The sequence below is a fragment of the Luteolibacter pohnpeiensis genome (genome assembly GCF_016595435.1).
Lineage (GTDB): Bacteria > Verrucomicrobiota > Verrucomicrobiia > Verrucomicrobiales > Akkermansiaceae > Luteolibacter > Luteolibacter pohnpeiensis.
In genome coordinates, this window is sequence record NZ_JAENIJ010000003.1 from 193,281 (window position 1) to 216,737 (window position 23,457).

19 protein-coding genes are annotated in these 23,457 nt (G+C 56.1%); 10 read left to right on the top strand and 9 right to left on the bottom strand.

The window, feature by feature from the left end:
• Nucleotides 1-62: 62 nt before the first annotated feature.
• Nucleotides 63-917 carry an oxidoreductase gene (locus JIN85_RS03070; RefSeq protein WP_200267533.1) on the bottom strand — a complete coding sequence of 285 codons (855 nt, stop codon included), beginning with the start codon at nt 915-917 and terminating at the stop codon, nt 63-65.
• 95 nt (nt 918-1,012) lie between these two features.
• On the opposite strand from JIN85_RS03070, the gene JIN85_RS03075 reads away from it, so the two are divergent.
• Nucleotides 1,013-1,909 carry a LysR family transcriptional regulator gene (locus JIN85_RS03075; RefSeq protein ID WP_343225479.1) on the top strand — a complete coding sequence of 299 codons (897 nt, stop codon included), beginning with the start codon at nt 1,013-1,015 and terminating at the stop codon, nt 1,907-1,909.
• Nucleotides 1,910-2,025: 116 nt separating this feature from the next.
• Here the strand turns inward: JIN85_RS03075 and JIN85_RS03080 are convergent, their stop codons facing one another.
• From JIN85_RS03080 to dnaK, 5 genes are all read right to left on the bottom strand, one after another.
• The gene (locus tag JIN85_RS03080; protein WP_200267537.1) at nt 2,026-3,543 is read right to left on the bottom strand and encodes a hypothetical protein; all 1,518 of its coding nucleotides are present in this window, start codon (nt 3,541-3,543) and stop codon (nt 2,026-2,028) included.
• A 138-nt stretch (nt 3,544-3,681) separates the two neighbouring features.
• Nucleotides 3,682-5,322 (bottom strand): chaperonin GroEL, encoded by a 1,641-nt coding sequence (groL, locus tag JIN85_RS03085; protein WP_200267539.1) that lies wholly within the window; start codon nt 5,320-5,322, stop codon nt 3,682-3,684.
• Between the two features lie 40 nt (nt 5,323-5,362).
• Complete coding sequence (locus tag JIN85_RS03090) at nt 5,363-5,653, bottom strand: co-chaperone GroES (protein ID WP_200267541.1); 291 nt, start codon at nt 5,651-5,653, stop codon at nt 5,363-5,365.
• 85 nt (nt 5,654-5,738) lie between these two features.
• Entirely contained in the window at nt 5,739-5,876 is a 138-nt protein-coding gene (locus tag JIN85_RS03095; protein WP_200267543.1) for a DUF1737 domain-containing protein, read from the bottom strand.
• A 44-nt stretch (nt 5,877-5,920) separates the two neighbouring features.
• Nucleotides 5,921-7,837, bottom strand: coding sequence for a molecular chaperone DnaK (gene dnaK, locus JIN85_RS03100; RefSeq protein ID WP_200267545.1), 1,917 nt, complete (start codon nt 7,835-7,837; stop codon nt 5,921-5,923).
• A gap of 276 nt (nt 7,838-8,113) precedes the next feature.
• Between dnaK and recJ the strand changes: the two genes are divergently transcribed.
• The 4 genes from recJ (at nt 8,114) to JIN85_RS03120 (ending at nt 14,294) form a co-directional block, all read left to right on the top strand.
• Nucleotides 8,114-9,814, top strand: a complete 1,701-nt coding sequence (recJ, locus tag JIN85_RS03105) for a single-stranded-DNA-specific exonuclease RecJ (protein WP_200267547.1) — start codon at nt 8,114-8,116, stop codon at nt 9,812-9,814.
• Between the two features lie 153 nt (nt 9,815-9,967).
• Complete coding sequence (locus JIN85_RS03110; RefSeq protein ID WP_200267549.1) at nt 9,968-11,641, top strand: serine hydroxymethyltransferase; 1,674 nt, start codon at nt 9,968-9,970, stop codon at nt 11,639-11,641.
• Between the two features lie 54 nt (nt 11,642-11,695).
• Complete coding sequence (zwf, locus tag JIN85_RS03115; protein ID WP_200267551.1) at nt 11,696-13,225, top strand: glucose-6-phosphate dehydrogenase; 1,530 nt, start codon at nt 11,696-11,698, stop codon at nt 13,223-13,225.
• A 19-nt stretch (nt 13,226-13,244) separates the two neighbouring features.
• Nucleotides 13,245-14,294 (top strand): glucose-6-phosphate dehydrogenase assembly protein OpcA, encoded by a 1,050-nt coding sequence (locus tag JIN85_RS03120; protein ID WP_200267553.1) that lies wholly within the window; start codon nt 13,245-13,247, stop codon nt 14,292-14,294.
• Between the two features lies 1 nt (nt 14,295).
• Here JIN85_RS03120 and JIN85_RS03125 read toward each other — a convergent pair whose 3' ends face one another.
• From JIN85_RS03125 to JIN85_RS03135, 3 genes are read right to left on the bottom strand one after another with little or no spacing between them, the layout of a single operon-like run.
• Nucleotides 14,296-15,312, bottom strand: a complete 1,017-nt coding sequence (locus JIN85_RS03125) for a DUF3500 domain-containing protein (RefSeq protein ID WP_200267555.1) — start codon at nt 15,310-15,312, stop codon at nt 14,296-14,298.
• Nucleotides 15,313-15,364: 52 nt separating this feature from the next.
• Complete coding sequence (locus JIN85_RS03130) at nt 15,365-16,552, bottom strand: BaiN/RdsA family NAD(P)/FAD-dependent oxidoreductase (protein WP_200267557.1); 1,188 nt, start codon at nt 16,550-16,552, stop codon at nt 15,365-15,367.
• Between the two features lie 5 nt (nt 16,553-16,557).
• Nucleotides 16,558-17,595: a KpsF/GutQ family sugar-phosphate isomerase gene (locus tag JIN85_RS03135; RefSeq protein WP_234047200.1), complete on the bottom strand. Its 1,038-nt coding sequence runs from the start codon at nt 17,593-17,595 to the stop codon at nt 16,558-16,560.
• A gap of 51 nt (nt 17,596-17,646) precedes the next feature.
• On the opposite strand from JIN85_RS03135, the gene JIN85_RS03140 reads away from it, so the two are divergent.
• The 5 genes from JIN85_RS03140 (at nt 17,647) to JIN85_RS03160 (ending at nt 23,375) form a co-directional block, all read left to right on the top strand.
• Entirely contained in the window at nt 17,647-18,201 is a 555-nt protein-coding gene (locus JIN85_RS03140) for a hypothetical protein (protein ID WP_200267559.1), read from the top strand.
• Between the two features lie 74 nt (nt 18,202-18,275).
• Nucleotides 18,276-19,013 carry a UMP kinase gene (pyrH, locus tag JIN85_RS03145; protein WP_200267561.1) on the top strand — a complete coding sequence of 246 codons (738 nt, stop codon included), beginning with the start codon at nt 18,276-18,278 and terminating at the stop codon, nt 19,011-19,013.
• Between the two features lie 23 nt (nt 19,014-19,036).
• The gene (gene frr, locus JIN85_RS03150) at nt 19,037-19,603 is read left to right on the top strand and encodes a ribosome recycling factor (RefSeq protein WP_200267563.1); all 567 of its coding nucleotides are present in this window, start codon (nt 19,037-19,039) and stop codon (nt 19,601-19,603) included.
• A gap of 206 nt (nt 19,604-19,809) precedes the next feature.
• Complete coding sequence (locus tag JIN85_RS03155; RefSeq protein ID WP_200267566.1) at nt 19,810-20,754, top strand: intradiol ring-cleavage dioxygenase; 945 nt, start codon at nt 19,810-19,812, stop codon at nt 20,752-20,754.
• Between the two features lie 245 nt (nt 20,755-20,999).
• On the top strand, nt 21,000-23,375 hold the full coding sequence (locus JIN85_RS03160; RefSeq protein WP_200267568.1) for a hypothetical protein: 2,376 nt from the start codon (nt 21,000-21,002) through the stop codon (nt 23,373-23,375).
• The last annotated feature ends 82 nt before the right edge of the window (nt 23,376-23,457 follow it).

Here is a 23,457-nt window from a genome sequence, read left to right on the forward strand (position 1 = left end):
AACCAGCTGATCCCTGGCGGATGGCGGTGAACCCCTGGATTCATCCGTTATCTGCCGATGGCTCATTCGAAGTCGGTGGAGTAGGATATGGCCTCCCATGCCGAGATTTCGGCCTGGAGCGTGGCGATTTTTCCTCGCACGAGTTGGACAGCGTCGCGACCAAGCAGCAAGTGTACGGGCGGATTCGGGTCGGCGAGGAGGTCCAGCACCACAGCTGCGGCCTTCGCCGGGTCGCCGGCCTGCTTGCCGCTCTTTTCCTCGCGCGCCTGCCGAATGGGGTCGAAAAGGGCGTCATAGTCCGGGATGCGGCGTTCCGAGCGGACCATTGAGCGCCCGGCCCAGTCGGTGCGGAAGGACCCGGGTGCGACGGCGGTGACGTGGATGCCCAGATGCTTTACTTCCCGTCCTAGCGTTTCGGAGATGCCTTCCAGGGCGAACTTACTACCGCAGTAGTAGGCGATGCCGGGCATCGTGATGTATCCGCCCATGGAGGTGATATTGATGATGCGGCCGGAGCGGCGCTGGCGCATGCCGGGTAGGACGGCCTTCATCATGGCAACGGCGCCGAAGACATTCACATCGAACTGGTGGCGCATTTCCGCCAAAGACGATTCTTCCAACAGGCCTTCGTGGCCATAGCCGGCATTGTTGATGAGCACATCGATGGGTCCGTGAGCGGCCTCAATGGCCGCGACGGCGGGATCGATGCAGTCGAAGTGGGTGACATTCAGAATCACGGCATGGGCTCGATCCGGGGCGAGGCTCTCAAACGCGTCGACATCTTCTTTCTTTCGCACCGTGCCTACGACGCGGTGGCCTGCGGTCAGGGCAGCGGTGGCGAAAGCGCGGCCGAAACCCGAGCTCACGCCGGTGATCAGAACAAGGCGGGACGATGATGGTGAGGCAGGTGACTTCATAGGATGGAAATCAGTTTCACCGAATTCTGATGGCTAGTCTAATATCTTGCTGTGCCTCAGCTGATACCTTTAAAGTATCGCTCTTATTCGAGATTATGGAACTGCGACATATCCGGTATTTCATAGCCGTTGCTGAGGAACTGAATTTCACACGGGCGGCGGCGCGGGTGGGGATCGGCCAGCCTCCCCTGAGTCGCCAGATCCGCGACTTGGAAGAGGAAACCGGTACCCCGCTCTTTTTGCGGCTACCCCATGGCGTCCAGCTGACTGAAGCCGGAATGGCCTTCCTGCCGGAAGCAAGAGCGCTGCTGGCGCAGGAGGAGCGGGCCAAGAAGGCTGCGCAGCTTGCGGCGCTGGGGGAGATGGGCAGCCTGCGAGTTGGCTCCACTGGATCGGCAGCTTTTCATCCGCGGATGGCAGCGACCGTTCGGCGATTTACCAAGATGCATCCCGGGGTGGATCTGCAACTGCGGGAGGAACCGACCGCCCGACTGTTGCGCATGCTGGAGGACGGGGAAGTCGATGTGATCTTTGTTAGGCCCGGGAAAACCCCGCCACCCAAAGGGGTGCAAATGGTCGAACTGGACAAGGAGCCGATGCTGCTGGTGCTGCCCTACGGCTTTGCGACACATGAGGAAGTGAGCCGGGGCTTGCCACTGAAGGCGATCGCGCGGGAACCGCTGATCCTGTTTCCGCACAGCGATGGGCCGGGTTTTCACAAGGAAATCCTCAGTGCCTGCCGCAAAGCTGGATTCACGCCCGTGCCGGGACAGGAGGCCCCGCAGATGACTTCGCTTGCGGTTCTCGTCGCCGCGGGTCTGGGCGTCTCGCTGGTGCCAGCCAGCCTGGCTCAGATCCAGGTGCCGGGAGTGATATATGCACCAATCGGGAAAGGGCCAGCTCCGGTCAGCCGCTTGTGCGTGGCCGTGCGAGAGGGGCGCGTGACTCCGGCAATGCAGAATTTCCTGACGCTTCTGAGTCCCGCCGCGTGATCACTCATGCGAGATTGAAAGCGGCTTGGGAATCTTTTGGGGGGGGCTGTATTTAGGACCATTTCCCCTCTGAAAATTTCAAAGAGGTTAGGTAGGATTTACCAATAAGCTCAGAGTCACTGATCTTTCCGTCGATCTCCGAAAAGTCCGTTGAGCAAGGTGCCCGCGTCCCGAACGGCATCGGTGGATTTTTCGATGATTTCGATGCCTTTTCCGATTTGATCCACGCCTTTTTGCAGGGTTTCAGAAGAGTTTTCGTCGACGATGGATTGGGTGAAACGCAGCACTTTTTCTCCGGTTTCCGGGGCCAGTTCGAACATTCGGAGACCTGCCGCAGCAATGAGTCGATTGGTGAGATCTTCTTTCGGTTTTTTGGTGGTGCCGGTGATTCGCAGGGTGGTCCACAGCAGGCCTTTTTCACCCGGCTGGAAAACAGTGGTTTCGGCTCCCGGAATGGTGCTCAGGGTGCCAGGGGCGAGACCTAAACGAAATAATCCGTCCAGTTTTTCGTCGTGAATGTTCAGATCGCCCTGAAGATGCATCAGCCCCTCGGACTCCAGCACCAGGTTGTTGAGGGTGATACCATTGGCGTCTTTTTTCCAATCCGTATGAGCTTCGCTCAGGATCAATTCACGGAAGCGGCGTGTGTCCGCGTAAGCTGCCAGGGCGTCGAGAACCGGCAGTGCGGTGAGTTTGCCATTTTGGATGGAAAGGTGGCCCTTGAGGTATGGGTGAGCAGATCGGCCCTCGGCCACGAATGTGCTATGGACTTCGCCGCTGAGTCGGCGGGCCCAATCGTCTTTGAACAGTTCATCACACTGGACGTGACTGAGTTCTCCCTCGAACACATGACTTTTGTCCGGAATATGATATTCGCCGGTAAACTGGATGCTGCCTGATTTCCAGACGCGGGCCAGCGCGCTGGTGACGAAGACGGAATCGTCACTGGACTTCAAATCCAGATGATCGATGGCGATATCGGGGTATTTGTCGCCGGGCAAGGCAATGATGCCGCCTTGAATGTGGGCGGTGTAGGCGGTTTTGGAATTGGAGCGGGGTTTGCCCTCCAGTTCGATTTGCAGACCGTTTGCGGTGGCGATGCCATCTTCCATGGCAATTTTAGCACGCAGATCGCCGATATTCAGCTGGCTGACCTCTACCCGGTCAGGCAATAGATGGCTTTTTTCTTCTTTGGTTTTCGGTTTAGAAGATGGGGGCGAGTGCTTGGTGGATTCAGGTTTCCGAGATGGATCGATGTCGATCGCGACGCGGTCCACGCGGGTTCCCTGGAGTTCCCAGACGCCCCGGGTGATCCCGTCGAACGTGATTTCCGTATGAAGTCCCTCAAGATTAATGTTTTGGATCGTAGACTCGCCCTTGCCGGTGAACGATTGGGTGTCGACCGCCAAGCCATCCCAACGGAGAGGCGCGAATCCACCGGTTACTTTCAGCGCAGAGCTGACTTTGGAGGAAAGAAAAACGCGGAAGCTTTCGCTGTGCAGGTATTTACGCAGGGCGAGGTGCGCGACGGCCAGGCTGACCATGATCAAAACACTGGAAGCGATCAGGGATTTTCCCAACCAGCCGATGGATGGAGCATTGGCACGGTTTCGTTTTCTCGATCTGCGGCTCATTCGCCACATGCTAGCCGTGCTGCGAAATCAGGCAAGCCCACGGGCAAAATCGAGCCAAAGAGAGGGAATTTGGCCGTAAAAAAAGCCGGACGGTTTCCCGCCCGGCTTTGGTGATGGATCGTAGGATTGATGAGTGGATTAGAATCCGCCCATGCCACCCATACCGCCCATGCCGCCGTGATCGTGGGCAGCGGCTGGAGCTTCCTTCTCAGGAAGGTCGGTGATCAGCGCCTCGGTGGTGAGAAGCAGACCGGCGATCGATGCTGCGTTTTGCAGCGCGGAACGGGTCACCTTGGTTGGGTCAACCACACCGGACTCGATGAGGTCTTCGAAGGTGTCGGTTGCAACGTTGTAGCCTTCGCCACCCTTGCCGCTCTTGACGCGCTCGACGACGAGGGCGCCTTCGCGACCTGCGTTCGAGACGAGCTGGCGGAGAGGAGCTTCAACTGCGCGGGAAATGATGCCTGCGCCAGTTGCTTCGTCACCCACAAGGCCAAGATCGCCACAAGCGGCTTGCGCACGGATGAGTGCGGTGCCACCGCCAGGAACGATGCCTTCTTCCACCGCTGCGCGGGTGGCGTGAAGGGCGTCTTCCACGCGGGCTTTCTTTTCCTTCATTTCGGTTTCGGTTGCAGCACCAACGTTGATGACAGCAACACCACCTGCGAGCTTGGCAAGGCGCTCTTGGAGCTTCTCGCGATCGTAGTCGCTGGTGGTTTCTTCGATCTGACGGCGGATTTGGTTCACGCGGCCAGTGATGGCGTCGGAAGTGCCGCCGCCTTCAACGATGACGGTGTTTTCCTTGGTGATGGTGAGGCGTTTTGCTTCGCCGAGGTCGCTGACTTCAACGGACTCGAGCTTGATGCCGAGGTCGTCGGTGATCACGCGGCCACCGGTGAGGATCGCGATGTCTTCGAGCATGGCCTTGCGGCGATCGCCGAAGCCAGGAGCCTTGACGGCTGCCACGTTGAGCACGCCGCGGAGCTTGTTGACGACGAGTGCGGCAAGCGCTTCGCCTTCGACGTCTTCTGCGATGATGAGCAGGGGGCGGCCGGTTTTGGCGATTTTTTCAAGGAGAGGAAGCAGGTCCTTGAGGGAGGAAATCTTCTTCTCGTTGATGAGGATGTAAGCGTTCTCAAGGAACGTTTCCATGCTCTCAGGATTGGTGACGAAGTAAGGGGAGAGGTAGCCCTTGTCGAACTGCATGCCTTCGACCACGTCGAGGGTGGTTTCGATGCCCTTGGCTTCTTCCACGGTGATGGTGCCGTCCTTGCCGACCTTGTCCATGGCTTCGGCGATGATGCTGCCGATTTCCTTGTCCCAGTTGGCGGAAACGGTGGCAACTTGAGCGATTTCCTTGGTGTCGGAGACGGTCTTGGAAAGCTCGCGGAGTTGAGCCACGATCGCTTCGGTCGCCTTCATGATGCCGCGTTGCAGCGAGATCGGGTTGGCACCGGCGGTCACGTTGCGAAGGCCTTCTTTGTAGATGGCTTCTGCAAGCACGGTAGCGGTGGTGGTGCCGTCACCGGCGATGTCCGAGGTCTTGCTCGAAACTTCGCGGATGAGCTGGGCGCCCATGTTTTCGTATGGATCGTCGAGTTCGATTTCCTTGGCAACGGAAACACCGTCCTTGGTGATCGTTGGGGAGCCGAATTTCTTGTCGAGAATGACGTTGCGACCGGCAGGTCCGAGGGTTGCCTTGACGGCGCGGGCGAGTTTTTCAACGCCGCGCAGGAGGGCCTGGCGTGCTGCTTCGTCGAATTGGAGTTGTTTGGCCATATCTAGAATGAGTTATCTTTGTTCAGTTTGTCAGAAGGTATCAGGCGAGGATGCCGAGGATGTCGGATTCGGAAATGATGAGGACTTCTTGTCCGTCAACTTTCACTTCGGTGCCGCCGTATTTGGAAATGAGAACCTTGTCGCCGACCTTGACGCTGAATTCGATGGTTTTGCCATCTTCGTCTTTGCCACCCGTGCCGAGGCTGAGGACTTCGGCCTCTTGTGGTTTTTCCTTGGCGGTATCCGGAAGAACGATGCCGCCTGCGCTGATTGCGTCGGCTTCGATGCGTTTCACGAGGACACGTTGTCCGAGGGGTTTGATGTTAGCCATTTTGGTTGTGTAGTAGTGTTGGTGTATTCTAGTGAGAAAACCGCCCCGCGCGGAGCAGGGCGGAAAGTTTGTTGATGTAGGACCGTCAAGGCTCCCAGATCATTGCCTGAGTGAAAAAGTGCCACGCGCCGTCGGAAATGTTGCTGACTCCTCCGAGAGGTTTCCAACCTGATGCAATCAGGTGATTCACCTCCTGGATCAGCTCGTTAATCTTCGGCTTCATGACGACATGATATTTCATGGCTCAGGCAACGAGTGGTGAATTGATCAATCCACGACTTCGGCGTCGACGACCTTGCCTTTGGCTTGTTTTGGTTCGCCGGAACCTTCTTCTGCAGGTGCAGCTTCGGCTTCCGGAGCACCGGCACCGGCGGCGCCAGCGGCTTGAGCAGCCTGGGCAAGAGCTTGAAGTGAATTTTCGAGGTCGGTGCTGGCGGCGTTGATCTGGTCGAGATCGTCGCTGCTGATCGCATCGCGAACCGCCTTCACTTTTTCCTCGAGGGAGGACTTCAGCTCTGCAGGTGCTTGGTCACCGAGTTCGCCGAGTTGTTTTTCAACCGAGAAAGCGAGGTTTTCCGCCTTGTTCTTGGCGTCAACTTTTTCAACGCGCTTGCGGTCGTCTTCGGCGTGGCTTTCGGCATCCTGACGGGCCTTTTCGATTTCGTCCTTGGACAGACCGGAAGAACCCTGGATTGAGATCTTCTGTTCCTTGCCGGATTGCTTGTCCTTGGCGGAAACGTGGAGAATGCCGTTGGCGTCGATGTCAAAGGTGACTTCGATCTGCGGCTCACCGCGGCGGGCAGGAGCGATGCCATCGAGCTTGAAGTTACCGAGCAGTTTGTTGTCGGAGAACATCGGGCGCTCACCTTGGCAAATGCGGATGTCCACCGCAGGCTGGTTGTCAGATGCGGTCGAGAACACTTGGGATTTCTTCGCAGGAATCGTGGTGTTGCGCTCGATCATCGGCGTGGCGCGGGAGCCTTCGGTTTCGATCGAAAGCGTGAGCGGAGTCACGTCGAGGAGCAGCACGTCTTTCACGTCGCCCTTGAGAACGCCGCCTTGGATCGAGGCGCCGATTGCGACCACTTCGTCCGGGTTCACACCTTGGTGAGGCGTTTGGCCAGCGAGTGTCTTCGCGGTTTCGACAACCTTCGGCATCCGGGTCATTCCACCGACGAGAACCAGCTCGTTGATGTCCGATGCGGAAACGCCAGCTTCCTTGAAGGCGGCGAGCACTGGCTTTTTGGTGCGCTCGAAAAGCGAGTCGGTGAGTTGTTCCAGCTTGGAGCGGGTGAGGGAAAGTTGGATGTGCTTTGGACCGGTTGCATCCGCCGTAATGAACGGCAGGTTGATGTCGTAGGATTGGCTGGAAGAAAGCGCGATCTTCGCTTTTTCAGCTTCTTCCTTGATCCGTTGCAGCGCGTCAGGCTGACCGGAGAGGTCGATGCCTTGGTCCTTTTTGAACTCAGCGACGATGTATTGGATCAGCGTGTTGTCCCAGTCATCACCACCGAGTTGGGTGTCACCATCGGTTGCCAGCACTTCGAACACGCCGTCGCCGATTTCGAGGACGGAAATATCGAAGGTGCCACCGCCGAGGTCGTAAACGGCGATTTTTTCATCGGACTTCTTGTCGAGTCCGTATGCCAATGCCGCAGCGGTTGGCTCGTTGATGATGCGGAGCACTTCAAGACCGGCGATTTCGCCAGCGGCCTTGGTTGCATTCCGTTGTGAGTCGTTGAAGTAAGCTGGAACGGTGATCACGGCTTGGGTGATCTTTTCGCCGAGCTTGCTTTCGGCATCGGCCTTCAATTTGCCGAGCACCATCGCAGCGATTTCCTGTGGAGAGTAAGTTTTCTTCTCACCTGCGACTTCCACTTGAATGTGTGCGTCGCCGTTGGATGCTGCGACGATGGTATATGGCATGCGCTTGTCTGCTTCAGTCAGTTCCGAGAACTTGCGACCGATCAGGCGCTTGGCCGAGAAAATGGTATTTTTAGGGTTGGTGACCGCTTGGCGTTTAGCGGCTTGGCCGACAAGGCGTTCGCCGTTTTTGGCAAATGCAACCACGGATGGAGTGGTGCGTGCGCCTTCCGAGTTTTCAAGCACGACTGGCTCTCCGCCATCCATAACGGCCATGCAGGAGTTGGTGGTGCCGAGGTCGATTCCGAGAATTTTTGACATGGTGTGGGTTGCTTTAGTTCTGCCTCAGGGTGAGGCGATTGATGTTGCCTAATCTATCGCAACAACCGTGCCATGTGATTTTGTTCGATCCGTAACTATCAGACTAAGAATTATAAATAGATATTTCAAGGTGCGGTGATAAGGCGGAAACTAACGGGAAGTGGGACATTTCTGCACAGTGCGCGCGACATAATGACGCTATGTGTATTTTCGTCACAGTCTAAGAATCCAGTCTTGTCTACATGATCGCAGGTGTTCTAAAGTTCGTCCGACTTTATGCGAGCTCTGCCGTTTCGATGGATTCCGCGTGGCGAGCCGTTTCAAATTGATGAAACCGGCTCGTCCGGGACGTTTCCACCTATTTTGGAACACCTGATCCGCCAAAGGGGATTGCCTGTTGGTTTGGATCTGGAGGGGTATTTGCGCCCAAGATTGCGAGATTTGGCCGATCCATTCCTGATCCCTGAGATGGATCTGGCAGTCACCCGGCTGCTGCGTGCGATCGATGGTCGGGAAGAGATTTGTATCTACGGCGATTACGATGTGGACGGTGTCACGTCCATCACCCTGATGCGGCAAATACTTCGGGCCTACGGCATTGAACCCCGGCATTTCATTCCGCGCCGCGGACCTGAGGGGTATGGACTCAGCACGATAGCCCTGAAGCGCTGCATGGAAGAGGGGCCCAAGCCGGATTTGCTGATCGCGGTGGATTGCGGAACGGCCTCGATCGATGAAGTGGCGATGCTCCGTGCTCAAGGTATTGATGTGCTGATCGTCGATCACCACGAGCCGTTGCCTGGTTTGAGGCCGGACTGCAGCGCTCTGGTAAACCCGAAATGCGGATCTGATTTTTCTTACCTCTGCGCGGCAGGAGTGACGTTCAAGCTCGGGCATGCGTTGCTGAAAACCCGCTCGGCACCGCTCGATTTGAAGGAGCTGATGGATTTGGTCGCGGTGGCGACGATCGCCGATATTGTGCCGATGGTTGGTGAGAACCGATTGATGGTGCGGCACGGCCTGAAGCATCTATCGAAAACTCTCAATCCCGGTTTGCGCGCGCTTCAGGAAGTCACGGGCATGAATGGCCATGTCACTTCCATGGATGTCGGCTTCCGCATCGGCCCGCGGATCAATGCTGCAGGCCGGATGGATGTGCCGGAAGATGCATTGGCTACCTTGACCACCGATTGCCGCCGCCTTGCCTTGGAAATGGCGAAAAAGCTCGATGGCTACAATCGTGAGCGCCAAGCCCATGAAAATCTCATCCGCAAGGAAGCCGTCGAGATGCTCAATCGGGATTTTGATCCGGAACGGGACCCGGTGATCGTCATTGGCTCGCGCGCCTGGCACCACGGGGTTGTCGGCATCGTCGCATCCCGGCTGATGCGCCAATACCATAAGCCGACCTTTGTCATCGCGATCGATGAGGACGGGATCGGCAAAGGATCCGGGCGCAGCATTGAAGGGATCTCACTGGTGGAAGCGCTGCGTGCCTGTGAGGGCGATCTGATCACCGGCGGTGGTCATGCCATGGCGGCCGGCCTTTCAATTCACGAGGACAATCTTTCGAGTTTCCGCCGTCATTTTTCCGAGTTCGTGTTGAACCACAGCAGCCCGGAGCAACGGTTGCCGAAATTGATGTACGATGCGGAAATCGGTTTTGATCAGCTGTCACTGGATTTCCTGGCGAGCTACGACCTGCTTCAGCCTTTCGGAAACGGCAATCCGCAGCCGGTTTTCATTGCGCGTAAGGTCGGATTGAGCCGCCCGCCGGTCCATATGAAAAACAACCATTTGCGGTTCATGCTCCGTCAGGGATTTCATGAGCAAGATGCGGTTTTCTTTGGCGGCGGGGAACACACTTTGCCCGATCTGCCTTGGGACATTGCTTTCACGATCGATCGCAATACCTTCCGAGGCCGGACCACTCTGCAACTGATCATTCAGGATGTAAGAGGTGGCAAAGGCTCCTGATCGACGGGCTTTCGCGCAGTCGCAGGCGGGCAAGCAGTGCCTAATATTGCCTGATTGCCCGTAAACCCTACCATTCTCAGTCGGATAGAAAGCAATCGCGTAAATTTGCGGTTTGCAAGTCGCTGATATCGGCTTTGAATCCCCGGACTGCCCATGAGCCAAGCCACCCTACGTATTGCACTCGGAGCCGATCACGGCGCTGTCGATTTGAAAAACGCTGTAGCTGCCCATCTGAAGGAAGCAGGCTACGATGTCACTGATTTTGGCACGCAAGGCCATGAGTCGGTTGATTATTCGGACTACGCGGATCTGGTCGCCTGCGGAGTTGCCGACGGCACCTTCGATTTTGGAATTCTCGCCTGCACGACCGGGGTCGGCATGAGCATCTCTGCGAATCGCCACCGCCATGTGCGCGCGGCCAATGTTCGCACCGTTGAAGAAGCTACGGTTACCCGTCAGCACAACGATTCCAACGTGCTGTGCCTCGCCGGGAAATACACCGATGCGGCGACCGGCATCGCGATGGTCGATGCATTTCTAACCACGTCCTTCGAAGGCGGGCGTCACACGGCCCGGGTTTGTAAATCCTCCGGCAGCCGCATCGCCGTGACCGATCCTGAAATCTACGAAGCGATCACGGCGGAGGAAAAGCGCCAGCGCAACAACATCGAGCTGATCGCGTCTGAAAACTTCGCTTCGCCTGCCGTCATGGAGGCGCAGGGCTCCTTGCTCACCAACAAATACGCAGAAGGCTATCCAGGCCGCCGCTGGTATGGCGGTTGTGAAAATGTCGACGTGGTCGAGCAACTCGCGATCGATCGCGCGAAGCAAATTTTCGGCGCGGAACACGCCAACGTTCAGCCGCATTCCGGTTCTCAGGCCAACACCGCGGTGTATTTCTCCGTGTTGAAGCCCGGCGATAAGATTTTCACCATGGACCTGGCCCACGGCGGCCACTTGACCCACGGTCACAAGGCAAACTTCTCCGGCCGATTTTACGATGTCACTCATTACGGCGTCAGCCCGGATGATGAGCGCATCAATTACGAAGAGCTGGAAAACACGGCTCGTGAGCTGAAGCCAGCTTTGATCACCGTCGGAGCTTCGGCCTATCCACGGGAAATCGATTTCGAGCGCATGGGCAAGCTGGCCCGCGAGATCGGTGCTTATCTTTTCGTCGACATGGCGCACATCGCTGGTCTCGTTGCCGCAGGCGTCCATCCATCGCCAGTCCCTCATGCGGATTTCGTGACCTCCACCACTCACAAATCACTCCGCGGTCCGCGCGGTGGTCTGATTTTGTGCAAGGAAGAGTTCGCCAAAAAGATCGATTCCCAAGTGTTTCCTGGCATTCAGGGCGGCCCGCTGATGCACGTCATCGCGGCAAAGGCCGTGTGCTTCGGTGAAGCGCTCAAGCCGGAATTCAAGGGTTACCAGCAGCAGATCGTCAAGAACGCCCAAGCCATGGCCGCCCGTCTTGCTTCGCACGGCTACCGCATCGTATCCGGCGGCACGGACAACCACCTGATGCTGGTGGATCTCCGACCCAAAGGTCTGAACGGCGCGGTTGCATCCCATGCATTGGACGAAGCAGGCATCACGGTGAATAAGAATGGCATTCCATTCGATACCGGCAGCCCGATGAAGCCAAGCGGCATCCGGATCGGCACCCCGGCGGTGACGACTCGTGGCATGAAAGAAGCTCATGTCGAAACGGTGGCCGATTTCATTCATGAAGCCTTGTCCGTTCACGAGGATGTTGAGAAACTGCATGCGATCCGCGAACGCGTGTTTACCTTCAACCGGGCATTCCCTCTGCCTTGGTAAATCTCAGCCGTCCGTTTGCGGCGGCCGAATTCTTATATCCCTGATACATCCTTTATGAATCCATTCCGTGAAGATCTGGTTTCCCGTTCTCGTCCGGAACCCTGCTCGATTGTAATTTTCGGTGCTACCGGAGATTTGACCCATCGCAAGTTGGTGCCAGCGCTTTATAATTTGGCGGTGGATGGCGAATTGCCGACTGGCGTTCGGATCATCGGCTTTGCCCGCCGGGATAAATCGGACGAAGAATTTCGTTCCGGTTTGGAAGAGTTGAACAAGAAGGTTTCCCGCTCCGGTCACGATGACGAAGTTTGGAGTCACCTGGCGGAGAATATTTTCTATCACAAGTCGGAGTTCAACGATGCGGACGGCTACAAGAGTCTCGCTGAACGGCTGGACCAGATCGATGAAGAGCGCGGTGGCAAGGGCAACCGTTTGTTCTACATCGCGTCAGCTCCGGAATTTTTCGACGACATTCTGATCCAGCTCAAAAATGCCGGACTGAACGAGGCGAAGGATGGCTGCTGGGCGCGGGTGATTGTGGAAAAACCGTTCGGCACCGATTTGGCGACCGCGAAGCACTTGAACGAGGTGGTCAACTCGACCTTCCACGAAAGCGCGACCTACCGGATCGACCACTATCTCGGCAAGGAAACGGCGCAGAACCTGATGGTGCTCCGCTTCGCAAATGCGATTTTCGAACCGTTGTGGAACAGCCGCTACATCAGCCACATGCAGATCACCTGCGCGGAGAATCTGGGCATGGAAGGCGGACGTGGCGGATATTACGAAAAATCCGGCGCGCTGCGCGACATGGTGCAAAATCACCTGTTGCAGCTGCTAAGCTTGGTGGCGATGGAGCCTCCGACCGATCTTTCGGCCGATGGAGTTCGCGACGAAAAAGTGAAGGTCATCCGCTCGCTCCGCCAGTGGGATACACCGGAGAAAGTCGCTGAAAACGTCGTCCGCGCGCAATACACCGCCGGTCATGTCGATGGCAAAGAGGTCCTCGGCTACCGCCAGGAAGATCGCGTGAGCCCTGAATCGGATACCGAAGCCTATGTGGCGGTTCGTTTGCTGATCGATACCTGGCGTTGGAGCGGCGTGCCGTTTTACATCCGCATGGGCAAGCAACTGCCGAAGAAATCGACGGAAATCTCGGTGCATTTCAAAGACGCGCCGAACGTGCTTTTTGGCGCGCTTACCGGCGGCGTTCCCGGTGGCAACGTGTTGGTGATCCGAATTCAGCCGGACGAAGGAATTTCGCTGCGCATGGTTTCGAAAATCCCCGGCACCAGTCTCCGGCTGGAGCCTGTGAAGATGGATTTCCATTATTCCACCAGCTTTGGCAAAGGCAGCCCGGAAGCTTACGAGCGCCTGTTGCTGGATGCGATCGCTGGCGATGCCACGCTCTTCGCCCGCCGCGACGAAGTGGAGGAAGCCTGGCGCTTCATCGACCACATCGAGCACGCCTGGCATCAATCGGACAACCCGCCGCCGATGGCTGAATACGTCGCCGGTTCCTGGGGACCGAAAGAAGCAGATGATTTGATCAAGAAGGACGGCCACGATTGGCGCCGCCTGTGAGCTCCAACCCAACTCTCCCATGATTCAGGATTTATCCGACATCGGCATGGAGGTTCCGGTTTCCGGGATCGAAAAAGAGCTGCGCAACCTGTGGGCTCAGGACGAGGCACGGACCAATGCGTCCCTGATGAATCTCGTGATTTACTCGGAGAAAAAAGGCTCACTGGCCGAGAACTCCGCGTTCATCCGTTGCCTCACCCAGGACCACGCCTGCCGGGCGATTCTGGTCGAAATCGATCGCTCGATCGAAGAAAAGAGCCTGCGTGCGTGGATCACCACTCATTGCCATCTTGCCAACGGCAAAAAGTCGATTTGCTGTGAGCAGGTTGCCTTCCATTTGACCGGCAGGGTGACCGGACGATTCCGCAATACGGTGTTCTCGCATCTGGATTCCGACTTGCCGCTGGTGTTTTGGTGGCAGGGCGAGCTTTCGGATATTTTCACGGAGCGCCTTGCCAGCGTGATCGATCGTCTGATTGTCGATAGCTCATCGTGGGAGCAACCTGCGGCGACTTTTGATCGTCTCACTGAAGCGATGGAAGCCAGCAGCAAGCTGATCCTGCAGGATCTCGCTTGGACACGGACCTGGCAATTCCGCGTCGGTGTTGCCGGACTTTTTGACGATCCCGTCGCGCAGGCCGCATTGCCGAAGATGGAGAGCATTCGCATCGTCCATCATCCCAAGCACCGGAATTGCGCGTTGCAGTTGCTCGCGTGGCTGTCGATTCAGGCCGGATGGAATCCGACTGCGAAACCGGAGAAGGGCGCGACGAAGTTCTCCTTTGCCGCAAAAGGTGGAGAAATCGCGATCGTGCTCGAAGCCGATCCGAATTCGGCTGCTTTGGGCGAATTGGTGATGAGTGCGGGCGAAACCACCGTTTCTCTGAAGTGCAACAAGGAGTCAGGCATGGTGCTGCGGAAGATCGAATCTCCGATGTATCACGCCAGCTCGGTGTCACCGGCGGATCCAGAGCCTGCTACCGAACTGATCGCCCTGCAGCTTTCGCGCGGTGGGAAAAACTCGTTGTTCAAAAAGATCCTGCCACGGTTCCGCGAGCTGTTAAGCTGAGTTACTCACTTGCGGGGTGCTCATCCTTGAGATGCTCCGCGAGAACATCACGGCCGAAATCTCCATCGAAATCCCGCCAAACGGTGTGGATGTGATTGGCGTTGTTCTGGATGTTGCAGGCTTCGATGAGAAAGCGTTTTCCCTGGATGCGATAGTAATACGCCTCGCCGGGGGCGAGACTGCCGGCCCAGCCGAAATGGAGGTTTTCCAAGTCTTCCCGCGCGCGACCCATGGCCTTGTTCGCAACTTCGCGGCGGTAGCGATTGGCGTATTCGCCGATCAAATCGAGCAGGGCGCGCTTTTGCGAGGCCGTCATGTCGGCGGCTGAAATGCCGACTTCCTCAAGCTGGGTTACCTTCCGGTTCGCTCCGGTGAGGATTTCGGCGGGCGCTTTTTCGGAGTAGATCACAGGCTTTCCGGCTTCCTGGAGGGTGGCAGCGAGAGTCCGGGCGAGGTTTTCTTCCTTCGCCAACGGTTGAGTTCCTGCCATTTCGCCCTCTTTGACGATGCCCGGATTGGCTCCTAAAAACGACGGCGTGCAGGAGATGGATTTACCTGCGACGATCGTGAAATTCACCGAGACGTGATGTCCTTCGAAGCTCCAACCCCAGGTTCCATCCGCAGTGGGATCGCCAAACAGGGTGACGGCGTATTTTTTGGGATCACGGTAAGTTGGATTTTTCTCCATTTCCGCGAGCAGGCTTTCGAGCGAAATGATGGTCTCAACCTTAGTGACTCCGTTTTCGCTCATTCCGGAATGCAGCAACTGCTTGCAAAGCTCAAGCTGCTCCGGGGTCAAATCGCCGACCGGAAGTCCCTTGCGATCCCTCGGGATGTAATGCCAGTCTTCGCGCGATTCTGCGGCGAAGGGAAAACTTGCTTTGCCCGTTTGCGCTTCGTCCAAGCTGCTCAAAAACGATTTCGCCGCGGTGGCCATTTCAGTCGCAGCGGATTCGGCCGGAGCGGGGGCTGCGTGAGCCACGACCGCGCAAATCATCCAGCAAAAGAGGGATTTCATGATGGCATCCCATACGAAGCCCGGTCCTAGGACTAGTCAGAAATTCGACGTTTCAATCAAATTGTCTCAGAAAAGCCAATGCACCATGCGCGGCACGAGTCCCGGTCGCGAAGCAACCTTGCATCAAATAGCCGCCCGTGGGGGCTTCCCAATCGATCATTTCGCCCGCCGCAAACAGACCGGGCAGTTTCTTGAGCATCAGGTCTTCATTCAATTCCGACCAACCGATGCCACCGGCTGATGAAATCGCTTCCTCAATCGGCCGAGGGCAGGTGAGGGGAATCACGTGATGCTTCACCTCGCGCGCCAGAGATTCGATGCTCGGGTAGTCCTTTTGTGAGAGCAGGGCGTGGGCTGCATCGCTGAGTTTCCAGGCGGATCTGGCGATTTTCAGGAAGTCTTTGCGCGGATTGCCGAGCTTTGAGATGAGGCCGGCTTCGTCAAAGGTCGGCTTGAAATCGATGGCGATCGCTGGATGGGCTTGCGAACGAAGTTCGTGCCCGAGCTGATAGATTGCTCCGCCCTCCAGGCCATAGCGGGTGAGCATCAACTCGCCGATCGCGAGCTGGTTGCGAGCGCGGACGTGAATGTTTTTCAGCGGCTGACCTTCGATGACTTCGACGATTTCATCCGGCCAAGCATGCTCCCAGCCACAATTGGCCGGTTGCAGTGGGTGGATTTGCACGCCGATTTTGGTTAGAACCTCGGTCCATGATCCATCTGAACCGGTGTTGGGCCAGGAACCGCCGCCGAGCGCGAGGATGACGGCATCGGTTTCGTGGCTGGCACCCTGTCCGAATTCGAGCCGAATCGGGCTACCGGGTTGGATGCGAGCAAGCCGGTGATTCATTTCGAATCGCGTGCCGTTTTCCTTCAATCGGCCGACCCATCGCCGGAGCAGCGGAGCGGCTTTGAGTGCTTTCGGGTAAACCCGTCCACTGCTGGCCTGAAAGGTCTCAACACCAAGGTCTGCCGCCCAGGCGCGGAGATCCTGTGGGGTGAATTCGCCAATCAGCTTTTGGAAAAAATCGTTCGCCAAATCCGGCCCACGGTAGCGGGTGACGAAGGATGCGAGATCTTCGCCATGGGTCAGATTCAGGCCGCCTTTGCCGGCGATCAGGAATTTTCGGCCAACTGATGGCTTGGCATCAAACAACGTGACCTCAGCCCCGGCCGCGGAAGCGATTTCGGCAGCGCGCAATCCGGCAGGGCCGCCGCCGATGATGGAAATTCGGCCCATGCCGGTTAGATGATTTTCAAGCGGGCGAAGTCCTGTGTGTCGATGAGCCCGATCGGCTTGCCATCGGCATCCAGCACGACCACGTCATCGATCCGATTGTGGCCGATCATTTTAACGGCTTCGACGGCCAATGAGTCGGCATCCACACTGATCGGATTGCGGGTCATCAGCTCAACCACGGGTCGCTGGCCCAGCATCGGATCTTTTTGGAAGGAACGGGCAAAGTCACCGTGGGTGAAAATCCCGGCGAGCCTGCCCTCGGGCGTGAGAATGATCGCCGCACCGGAGCGGGTTTGGTTCATCATGTGCAGGGCATCAATCACCGTCGCCGCTTCGGAGACGATCGGCAGCGCGGCATCGGATCGCATGATGTCGGAGACCTTGGTCAAAAGCGCGCGGCCAAGCGAGCCACCCGGATGGAACTTGGCAAAATCCTCCTCGGTGAAACCGCGTGCTTCCAGCAGGACCATCGCCAAGGCATCGCCCATCACCAGCATCGCGGTGGATGAGGAGGTCGGCGCGAGGTTCAGCGGGCAGGCTTCACGGTCGACCGAGGTATCAAGCGTGACATCGCAGTGCTGGGAGAGGGTGGAGCTGGGCTTGCCGGTCATGGCGATCATTCGGACTTCGAATCGCTTGATGAATGGCAGCAAATCAAGGAGTTCGGAGGTTTCTCCGGAGTAGGAGAGCAGAATGACGGCATCGCCGTCCGAGACGATTCCGAGATCGCCGTGAAGGGCGTTTTGAGAATTCAGAACGACCGCCGTGGCGCCGGTGGAATTCAGGGTGGCGGCGATTTTGTGGCCGATGTTGCCGGATTTTCCGATGCCCACGACGATGATTTTGCCCCGTTGGTCCAGGGTCGATTGCATGATTTCGACCGCTGCCGTGAAGGATGCGTCGAGCCGGGCAGACATTTGCCGCAGTCCATCTGTTTCGATCTCAATGACGGACCGGGCGCGGGCGAGAAAATCCATGCCCCATCGAACGGCGGATGGGAAGATTTGGCAAGTGGTGAGAATGACGAACACGGCAATGGGCATGATCCATTTTCCCACTGGCCAAGTCACCAACGCGGAAATACCCTGAACCTCATGAAAGTCGTAAAGTTAGCGATCCTGGCGAGTGCGTTATTTCTGACCGGCGCGCGCGCTACCACCATCAGCATGGTGCCGATTTTTGAACCCTTGAGTTTGCACGGCACCGACAGCGACGATGCGATTTCCGAAATCGGCGAAGCTCTCCAGGCAACGGTGCTTTGTCGGCCCATGGCTCTAACGGGTGCTTTTCCGGAAGTTTTGGTCGATTCCATCCGCAGTCCGCACAAGGTGCCGACGAACAACCCGAATTACACGGTGGATGAGGTGAATTTGCTGGTGCTCTGCAATGTCGGAATCAGTGGCGAGATGACCGATGACGGCTTGCTGGTGCGGCTAGATGTGGCGAATTTATCAATTCCCGCCGATGTCGATTTGACCAGCCGCCAGGTGCTGAACCTGGCGATTGTCGCTCTGCGTAAGACGCTTGAGGTTTATCAAGCTCCGCAAGCGGACATTTTGAAGGTCAAGGTCGTGATCATGGGAGTCGACGACGCGAAGGCATCCCTGAAGGACCTCGATGTGACTTTTGAAATGCCCGGAGCGCCCTGAACCTTGGATCGGATGGTATTTAGCCTTTCCAAACAGGGGGTGATTCCGCTTCCCTTTCGTCCAACTACCAACCTATGACCTCGAAGCCTGCCGATCCCCGACCTTTCAAACGTGCTATCTTGAAACTCAGCGGCGAAGCTCTCCGTGAACCTGGTTCACGGGACAATATTTCGCCAGAAATCGTGGACCGCATCGCGGTCGAGATTCGCGAAGCGATCGATACCGGCCTGGAACTCGGCATCGTGGTCGGCGGTGGAAATTTCTGGCGCGGAGCCAGTGCTTCCGCCCGTGGCATGGACCGCGCGACCGCTGACTACGTCGGCATGTTGGCTACGGTGATGAATGCATTGGCCATTGAGGGCGCTCTTGAGCATCACGGTGTGAGCTGCATCGTCCATTCGGCGATCGAGATGAAAAACGTTGCGGAGCCATTCATCCGCCGCCGTGCCGAGCATCAACTGGAGACTGGAAAAGTGGTGATTTTTGCAGCTGGCACCGGCAACCCGTTTTTCTCGACCGATACCACTGCCGCACTCCGCGCGAGCGAAATGAATGCGGACATCATCCTGAAAGCGACCCAGGTCGATGGCGTTTACGATAGCGATCCTCGCAAAAATCCGGATGCCGTCCGCTATGAGACTGTCACCTTCCAGGAGTGCCTTTCCAAGCGCTTGAGCGTCATGGATGCCACTGCATTCAGCCTTTGCATGGACAACCACATTCCGATCGTGGTGTTCGACCTCGCCCCGCATGGCAACCTTTCCCATGCCCTCCGCAGCCAGCCGATCGGCACGTTGGTTCACGGCGAATGATTTTTCCCTAACCCCCACAGATTATGGACCCGGATACAGCAATTTTAGAAGTCGAGGATGCGATGTCGAAATGCGTGGACTACCTGCTCCACGAGTTCGCTGGTGTTCGCACTGGTAAGGCAAGCCCTGCTCTGATCGAAAATCTCGACGTCCACGTTCATGCTTACGGTGCGGTGAGCAAACTGAAGAGCCTCGCGGTGATCAACTCGCCAGAACCCCGGATGTTGGTGGTTCAGCCGTTTGACCCATCGACCACTCGTGACATCGAGCGGGCGATTCGTGAATCGAAACTGAACCTCAATCCAGCCGCCGCAGATCGCTCGATTCGCGTGCCAATTCCGGAGCTCTCGGAAGAGCGCCGTCGCGACATGGTGAAGCTGATCAAGCAACTCGCCGAGGAAGCCAAGGTGCGTCTGCGTGCCGCCCGCAAGGAAGGCATGGATTCGGCGAAAAAGATGAAGGCGGACAATTTGCTTACCGAAGACAGCCAGAAGGATTTCGAAAAGCAGGTTCAGGAACTGACCAATCAGTTCACCAAAAAAATCGACGAGCATGCGGTCGCGAAAGAAGCCGACCTGATGAAAGTCTGATTTCAGAAAAATTCAAAGAGTCAACGGCCAACGGGTCAATCATGAAGCCAGTTAGGCATCATGGACTCGTTGGCCGATTTGTTTCGATGCGGGAGATCCGAGATTTCCCGCAACCAACAGGGGTTTGCTGCGGTTAGTTCTGGTGATTCCGCGCATGATGGATCGGTTGATCCAAATTTCAGGGATCATCCAAAACCTTAATACTTATGAAGCCTCAGGAATCCCCCCAACCATTGATTGGACGCCGCAATTTACTACAGGCGCTCATCGCCGCTCCGACGACTGCGTTATTTGCAAATTATGCATTTGGCGAAGAAGAAACATCAGCCGTTTCCCATGAATTAGCGTTAGCTGCAGCGACGATGGGACTGATTTCAACCAACGTCGCCTCGGTGATGCCGGAGACGACCGAAGGGCCGTATTATGTGGATCCGAAATTGGTTAGAAGTGACATCACCGAGGACCGCAAAGGCATTCTGTTGCGGCTCAAAGTGCAAGTGGTGACAGCGGATTGCCAGCCGGTCAAAAGTGCTCGGGTGGATCTGTGGCATTGTGACGCTACGGGGAATTACTCGGGTTTTGAAATGCAGGCCGAGGAAGGCGCGGAAAAGAAAACCTTCCTCCGTGGAACGCAGATGACGGATGAGTTCGGCGTGGTGACTTTTGAGACCATTTATCCAGGCTGGTATCGAGGCCGGACGACGCACCTCCACTACAAGGTATTTTTGGATGAGAAGACCGTGCTCACCAGCCAGATCTTTTTCCCGGATGCGTTGAGCGAATACATTTACCTGAAGCATCCGGTTTACCATCGCGATGAGACAAGAGACACCCTGAACAGCTTGGATGGGATCGCCACGCAGGCAGGGGAAGGTTCCTACTGTTCCATTCGCGAGCAGAAAGATCGCTACATTGCAGCTTTAGTGGTGGGCATCGATCCGAAGGCTGAATGGAAAGAAGGCGGTCAGGGAATGGGCGGTAGTCGTCCTCCAGGAGGTGGAGATTCTTCACGCCCGCCGGGCCCTCCCCCAAATGGGACCGATGGGAAAAGGCCACCCGGTCCACCTCCAGGCGGTTCTGGAGGCCCAGGAGGAACTGGCGGCCCAACCGGCAGGCGGGATGAGAATACCAAGATTTTCCCCGGCAGCTAATTCGCTCAACTTGATCCCACGGTCCTTGCGGTATCGTGGCTGTTTATAATCCGATGCCAGGCAGGTTCACCAAACTGCCTGGCATTTGTTTTACTTGGTGATGTGGCTGGCTGTCCATTCGGGCGATACTTGCCTTGTTGCAGATTGAGTTCAGAGAGCTGAAAGGGTGCGACGTGGCTTTCGGATTCCGAGATGTTGTCATAATACCTTTACAGATTGAAATGGTTTCGCTATTCGTTTCAATCATGTGTAGCTTTGGCAGTAATTTTTTACCCTATGCTTACGGAGTGGTGCTGTTGCTAGGTGGGTGGTCGACTGGATGGGGGAACCCGGAAAGCGGTGGCAATCAATCAGGGCGATCAACACGATTTGCCATTTCGGATCTAAATCAGGATGGCTGGGATGACTTATGGCTTCATCTATTTCCGAAGGTCGACATCACCCGGCCCGGTAATGACGACGATGGTGACGGGAAGTCGAATTACGAAGAGATGTTGGATTTCACAGATCCAGAACATGGCGATCTACCCATCCAGCAAGTGAAGGCGGAAGTTGCCTTGGAGATTCGTAAAGAGATTGCGGTTCAAAAAAGGGCAAGGGATCAGGAGAAACTCGGCAGGTTTCGCAAATTGCTCACGGAGCGAGGAGTGATGAAAAGCCTGGACGAAATTCCCCACTTGGGAAGAAAGGCTAAGGCTGCTGAAACAAGCGACGAATCCCGGGAAACGTCGTCGATCCATTTGGTATGGCCCAGCACCATGCTCTGTTCCACGGGGGCACCTGTTGTTACGAAAATCATTGCCATGGAGCGCTTGTCCAATGGGCAAACTTTACTGGCTTGGCAGGGTGAACCAGGTGGACTATTCCGCGTCGAGTTTTCCGATGATTTGGTAGAATGGTATCCAGGTGCTGATTTTATGCCGGTCGTTGGCGATACCGGAACTTGGGGGCAATGGTCCCAGTCCAGCAAGCGCTTTTACCGAGTCGTTGAAACTGGCTATGCATCAGAAGTGGTTAGTGATGCGTCTGGCGGCGATGGAACCAGCACTTTCGGCGGAACCGTTGCCATCGATTCGCTATCGAACCAGGCGATCGTTACCACGAATCTACCCAGCGGCATGGGACCCGGATTGGTCGAGCTGATGATTGATGGAGAGCGGGTAGGCTATTGCAACCAGACAACTTCAAATACCTATACATATTCGATCAATCGATCCCTGGTCCGGTCAGGTTCCCATTCGGTGTATGCGAGAATCGATTGCAGTTCCTATACAACTCCCGAAGATGGAGTCGACACATCGGCAACAGTGGTGCTGAGGACGCCTGAGGTGGCATTTATCAATGATGATCCGGGTTTGACAGGAATTCGGGCAAGTGAAGATCAAATCAATGGAGGTGAACCGGGAGATCCGACTTCCACCGAGATATCTTTTGAGTTTTCCTATATCTCAAGTGGTGGTCAGCCTATGGATATAATACCCTACCATTTCACCATTTCGGATGAGTATGGCAATCCGGTGCGGCAACACAGTGGGGAGGAACCAGGGCCAGGGCCTGGGAAGATCACCTTTGAATGGGATGGAACGATGGATGACGGATCAACCGCGCCGGATGGGCCGTATAATGCTGACTTTTACCTATCAATTCCTGGTGATATTGGAAATTCCGAGCCGCTTCTGATTCGCAATGGTCCCACGCAGTTCAAACTCCTGGCTCTCGGAGAGACCTTGCTGGGAGCAGAGCGTACTATATATCGACCGGAGTGGTGGACTCAAATTTTAACCACAGGAGGCTCAACCTACGAGAGATCGTGGGGACCATGGACTCCGCTCGGCGCAGGGCCACAGGCATTGATTGGGGGACTACAAGACGGAATTGGTAAGGCTCCCCGCTGGAAAGTGAATTTTTGGCTGCCAGACAACAAATACAATGCCCAGCCGTGGGGAAGATACGGATCCCCAGCAGTTGATATTAAACTCGGAACCGCTTATAACGACTATGATATGGGTTTTCTTATTGGTCACGGTGTGGCTTCGTCAGGAGGTACTTATACCGATGTGCCGGGCCAGCAACATACCCTACCCCCGCAACACTATTTGCCGTTCATTGCGGATCGCGGAACTAGCCAGACTGTTTGGCTACAGAGCGGCACAAATCCTAAGTTCGGCTCAGGCAAACTGAAGTGGATGTATGTCATCAGCTGCAACTATCTGCGGGTTGCCGCCCACAATGGTTCGGGATTGCACGATATTTATGATGCGATGAAAAATGCCGGAACTCTCCAAATCGGCCCGGGCCTTCATATTCTCGGAAGTTTTACCACTTCAGTCGATATCGACGGGAAATTCGGCGAGGCATTTTCGACGGCGGCCCTTCAGCAGGACAAGCAGGATTCCGAGATGACCTTAGTTAATGCACTTGATTACGCCTGGCTTCATTCGGACAACAGCAAGACAAATAAGTCCAATGGAACGGTGAGTACGATCCGGAATGCCAGGTCAGTTTACTGGCCGGAATGCGAAGGAGATACCTTACCAGGAGTGAAATACGAAAGCTTCACCCAGCCAAATGGAGATGGCAATCAAATGCGATTAGATAAACACGATTCTTACTACGAATGAAAATCTACATCTTCTTGTTACTATGCTTGTGCATGGTTCCATTGCATGCCGAAGAAATCCGCTTTTCCAAAGTTCCCGAAAG

Bases quoted from the DNA above. Each gene is read 5' to 3' on its own strand.
- JIN85_RS03070 (WP_200267533.1), bottom strand. From the start codon at position 917: ATGAAGTCACCTGCCTCACCATCATCGTCCCGCCTTGTTCTGATCACC.
- JIN85_RS03075 (WP_343225479.1), top strand. From the start codon at position 1,013: ATGGAACTGCGACATATCCGGTATTTCATAGCCGTTGCTGAGGAACTG.
- JIN85_RS03080 (WP_200267537.1), bottom strand. From the start codon at position 3,543: ATGAGCCGCAGATCGAGAAAACGAAACCGTGCCAATGCTCCATCCATC.
- groL (WP_200267539.1), bottom strand. From the start codon at position 5,322: ATGGCCAAACAACTCCAATTCGACGAAGCAGCACGCCAGGCCCTCCTG.
- JIN85_RS03090 (WP_200267541.1), bottom strand. From the start codon at position 5,653: ATGGCTAACATCAAACCCCTCGGACAACGTGTCCTCGTGAAACGCATC.
- JIN85_RS03095 (WP_200267543.1), bottom strand. From the start codon at position 5,876: ATGAAGCCGAAGATTAACGAGCTGATCCAGGAGGTGAATCACCTGATT.
- dnaK (WP_200267545.1), bottom strand. From the start codon at position 7,837: ATGTCAAAAATTCTCGGAATCGACCTCGGCACCACCAACTCCTGCATG.
- recJ (WP_200267547.1), top strand. From the start codon at position 8,114: ATGCGAGCTCTGCCGTTTCGATGGATTCCGCGTGGCGAGCCGTTTCAA.
- JIN85_RS03110 (WP_200267549.1), top strand. From the start codon at position 9,968: ATGAGCCAAGCCACCCTACGTATTGCACTCGGAGCCGATCACGGCGCT.
- zwf (WP_200267551.1), top strand. From the start codon at position 11,696: ATGAATCCATTCCGTGAAGATCTGGTTTCCCGTTCTCGTCCGGAACCC.
- JIN85_RS03120 (WP_200267553.1), top strand. From the start codon at position 13,245: ATGATTCAGGATTTATCCGACATCGGCATGGAGGTTCCGGTTTCCGGG.
- JIN85_RS03125 (WP_200267555.1), bottom strand. From the start codon at position 15,312: ATGAAATCCCTCTTTTGCTGGATGATTTGCGCGGTCGTGGCTCACGCA.
- JIN85_RS03130 (WP_200267557.1), bottom strand. From the start codon at position 16,552: ATGGGCCGAATTTCCATCATCGGCGGCGGCCCTGCCGGATTGCGCGCT.
- JIN85_RS03135 (WP_234047200.1), bottom strand. From the start codon at position 17,595: ATGCCCATTGCCGTGTTCGTCATTCTCACCACTTGCCAAATCTTCCCA.
- JIN85_RS03140 (WP_200267559.1), top strand. From the start codon at position 17,647: ATGAAAGTCGTAAAGTTAGCGATCCTGGCGAGTGCGTTATTTCTGACC.
- pyrH (WP_200267561.1), top strand. From the start codon at position 18,276: ATGACCTCGAAGCCTGCCGATCCCCGACCTTTCAAACGTGCTATCTTG.
- frr (WP_200267563.1), top strand. From the start codon at position 19,037: ATGGACCCGGATACAGCAATTTTAGAAGTCGAGGATGCGATGTCGAAA.
- JIN85_RS03155 (WP_200267566.1), top strand. From the start codon at position 19,810: ATGAAGCCTCAGGAATCCCCCCAACCATTGATTGGACGCCGCAATTTA.
- JIN85_RS03160 (WP_200267568.1), top strand. From the start codon at position 21,000: ATGTGTAGCTTTGGCAGTAATTTTTTACCCTATGCTTACGGAGTGGTG.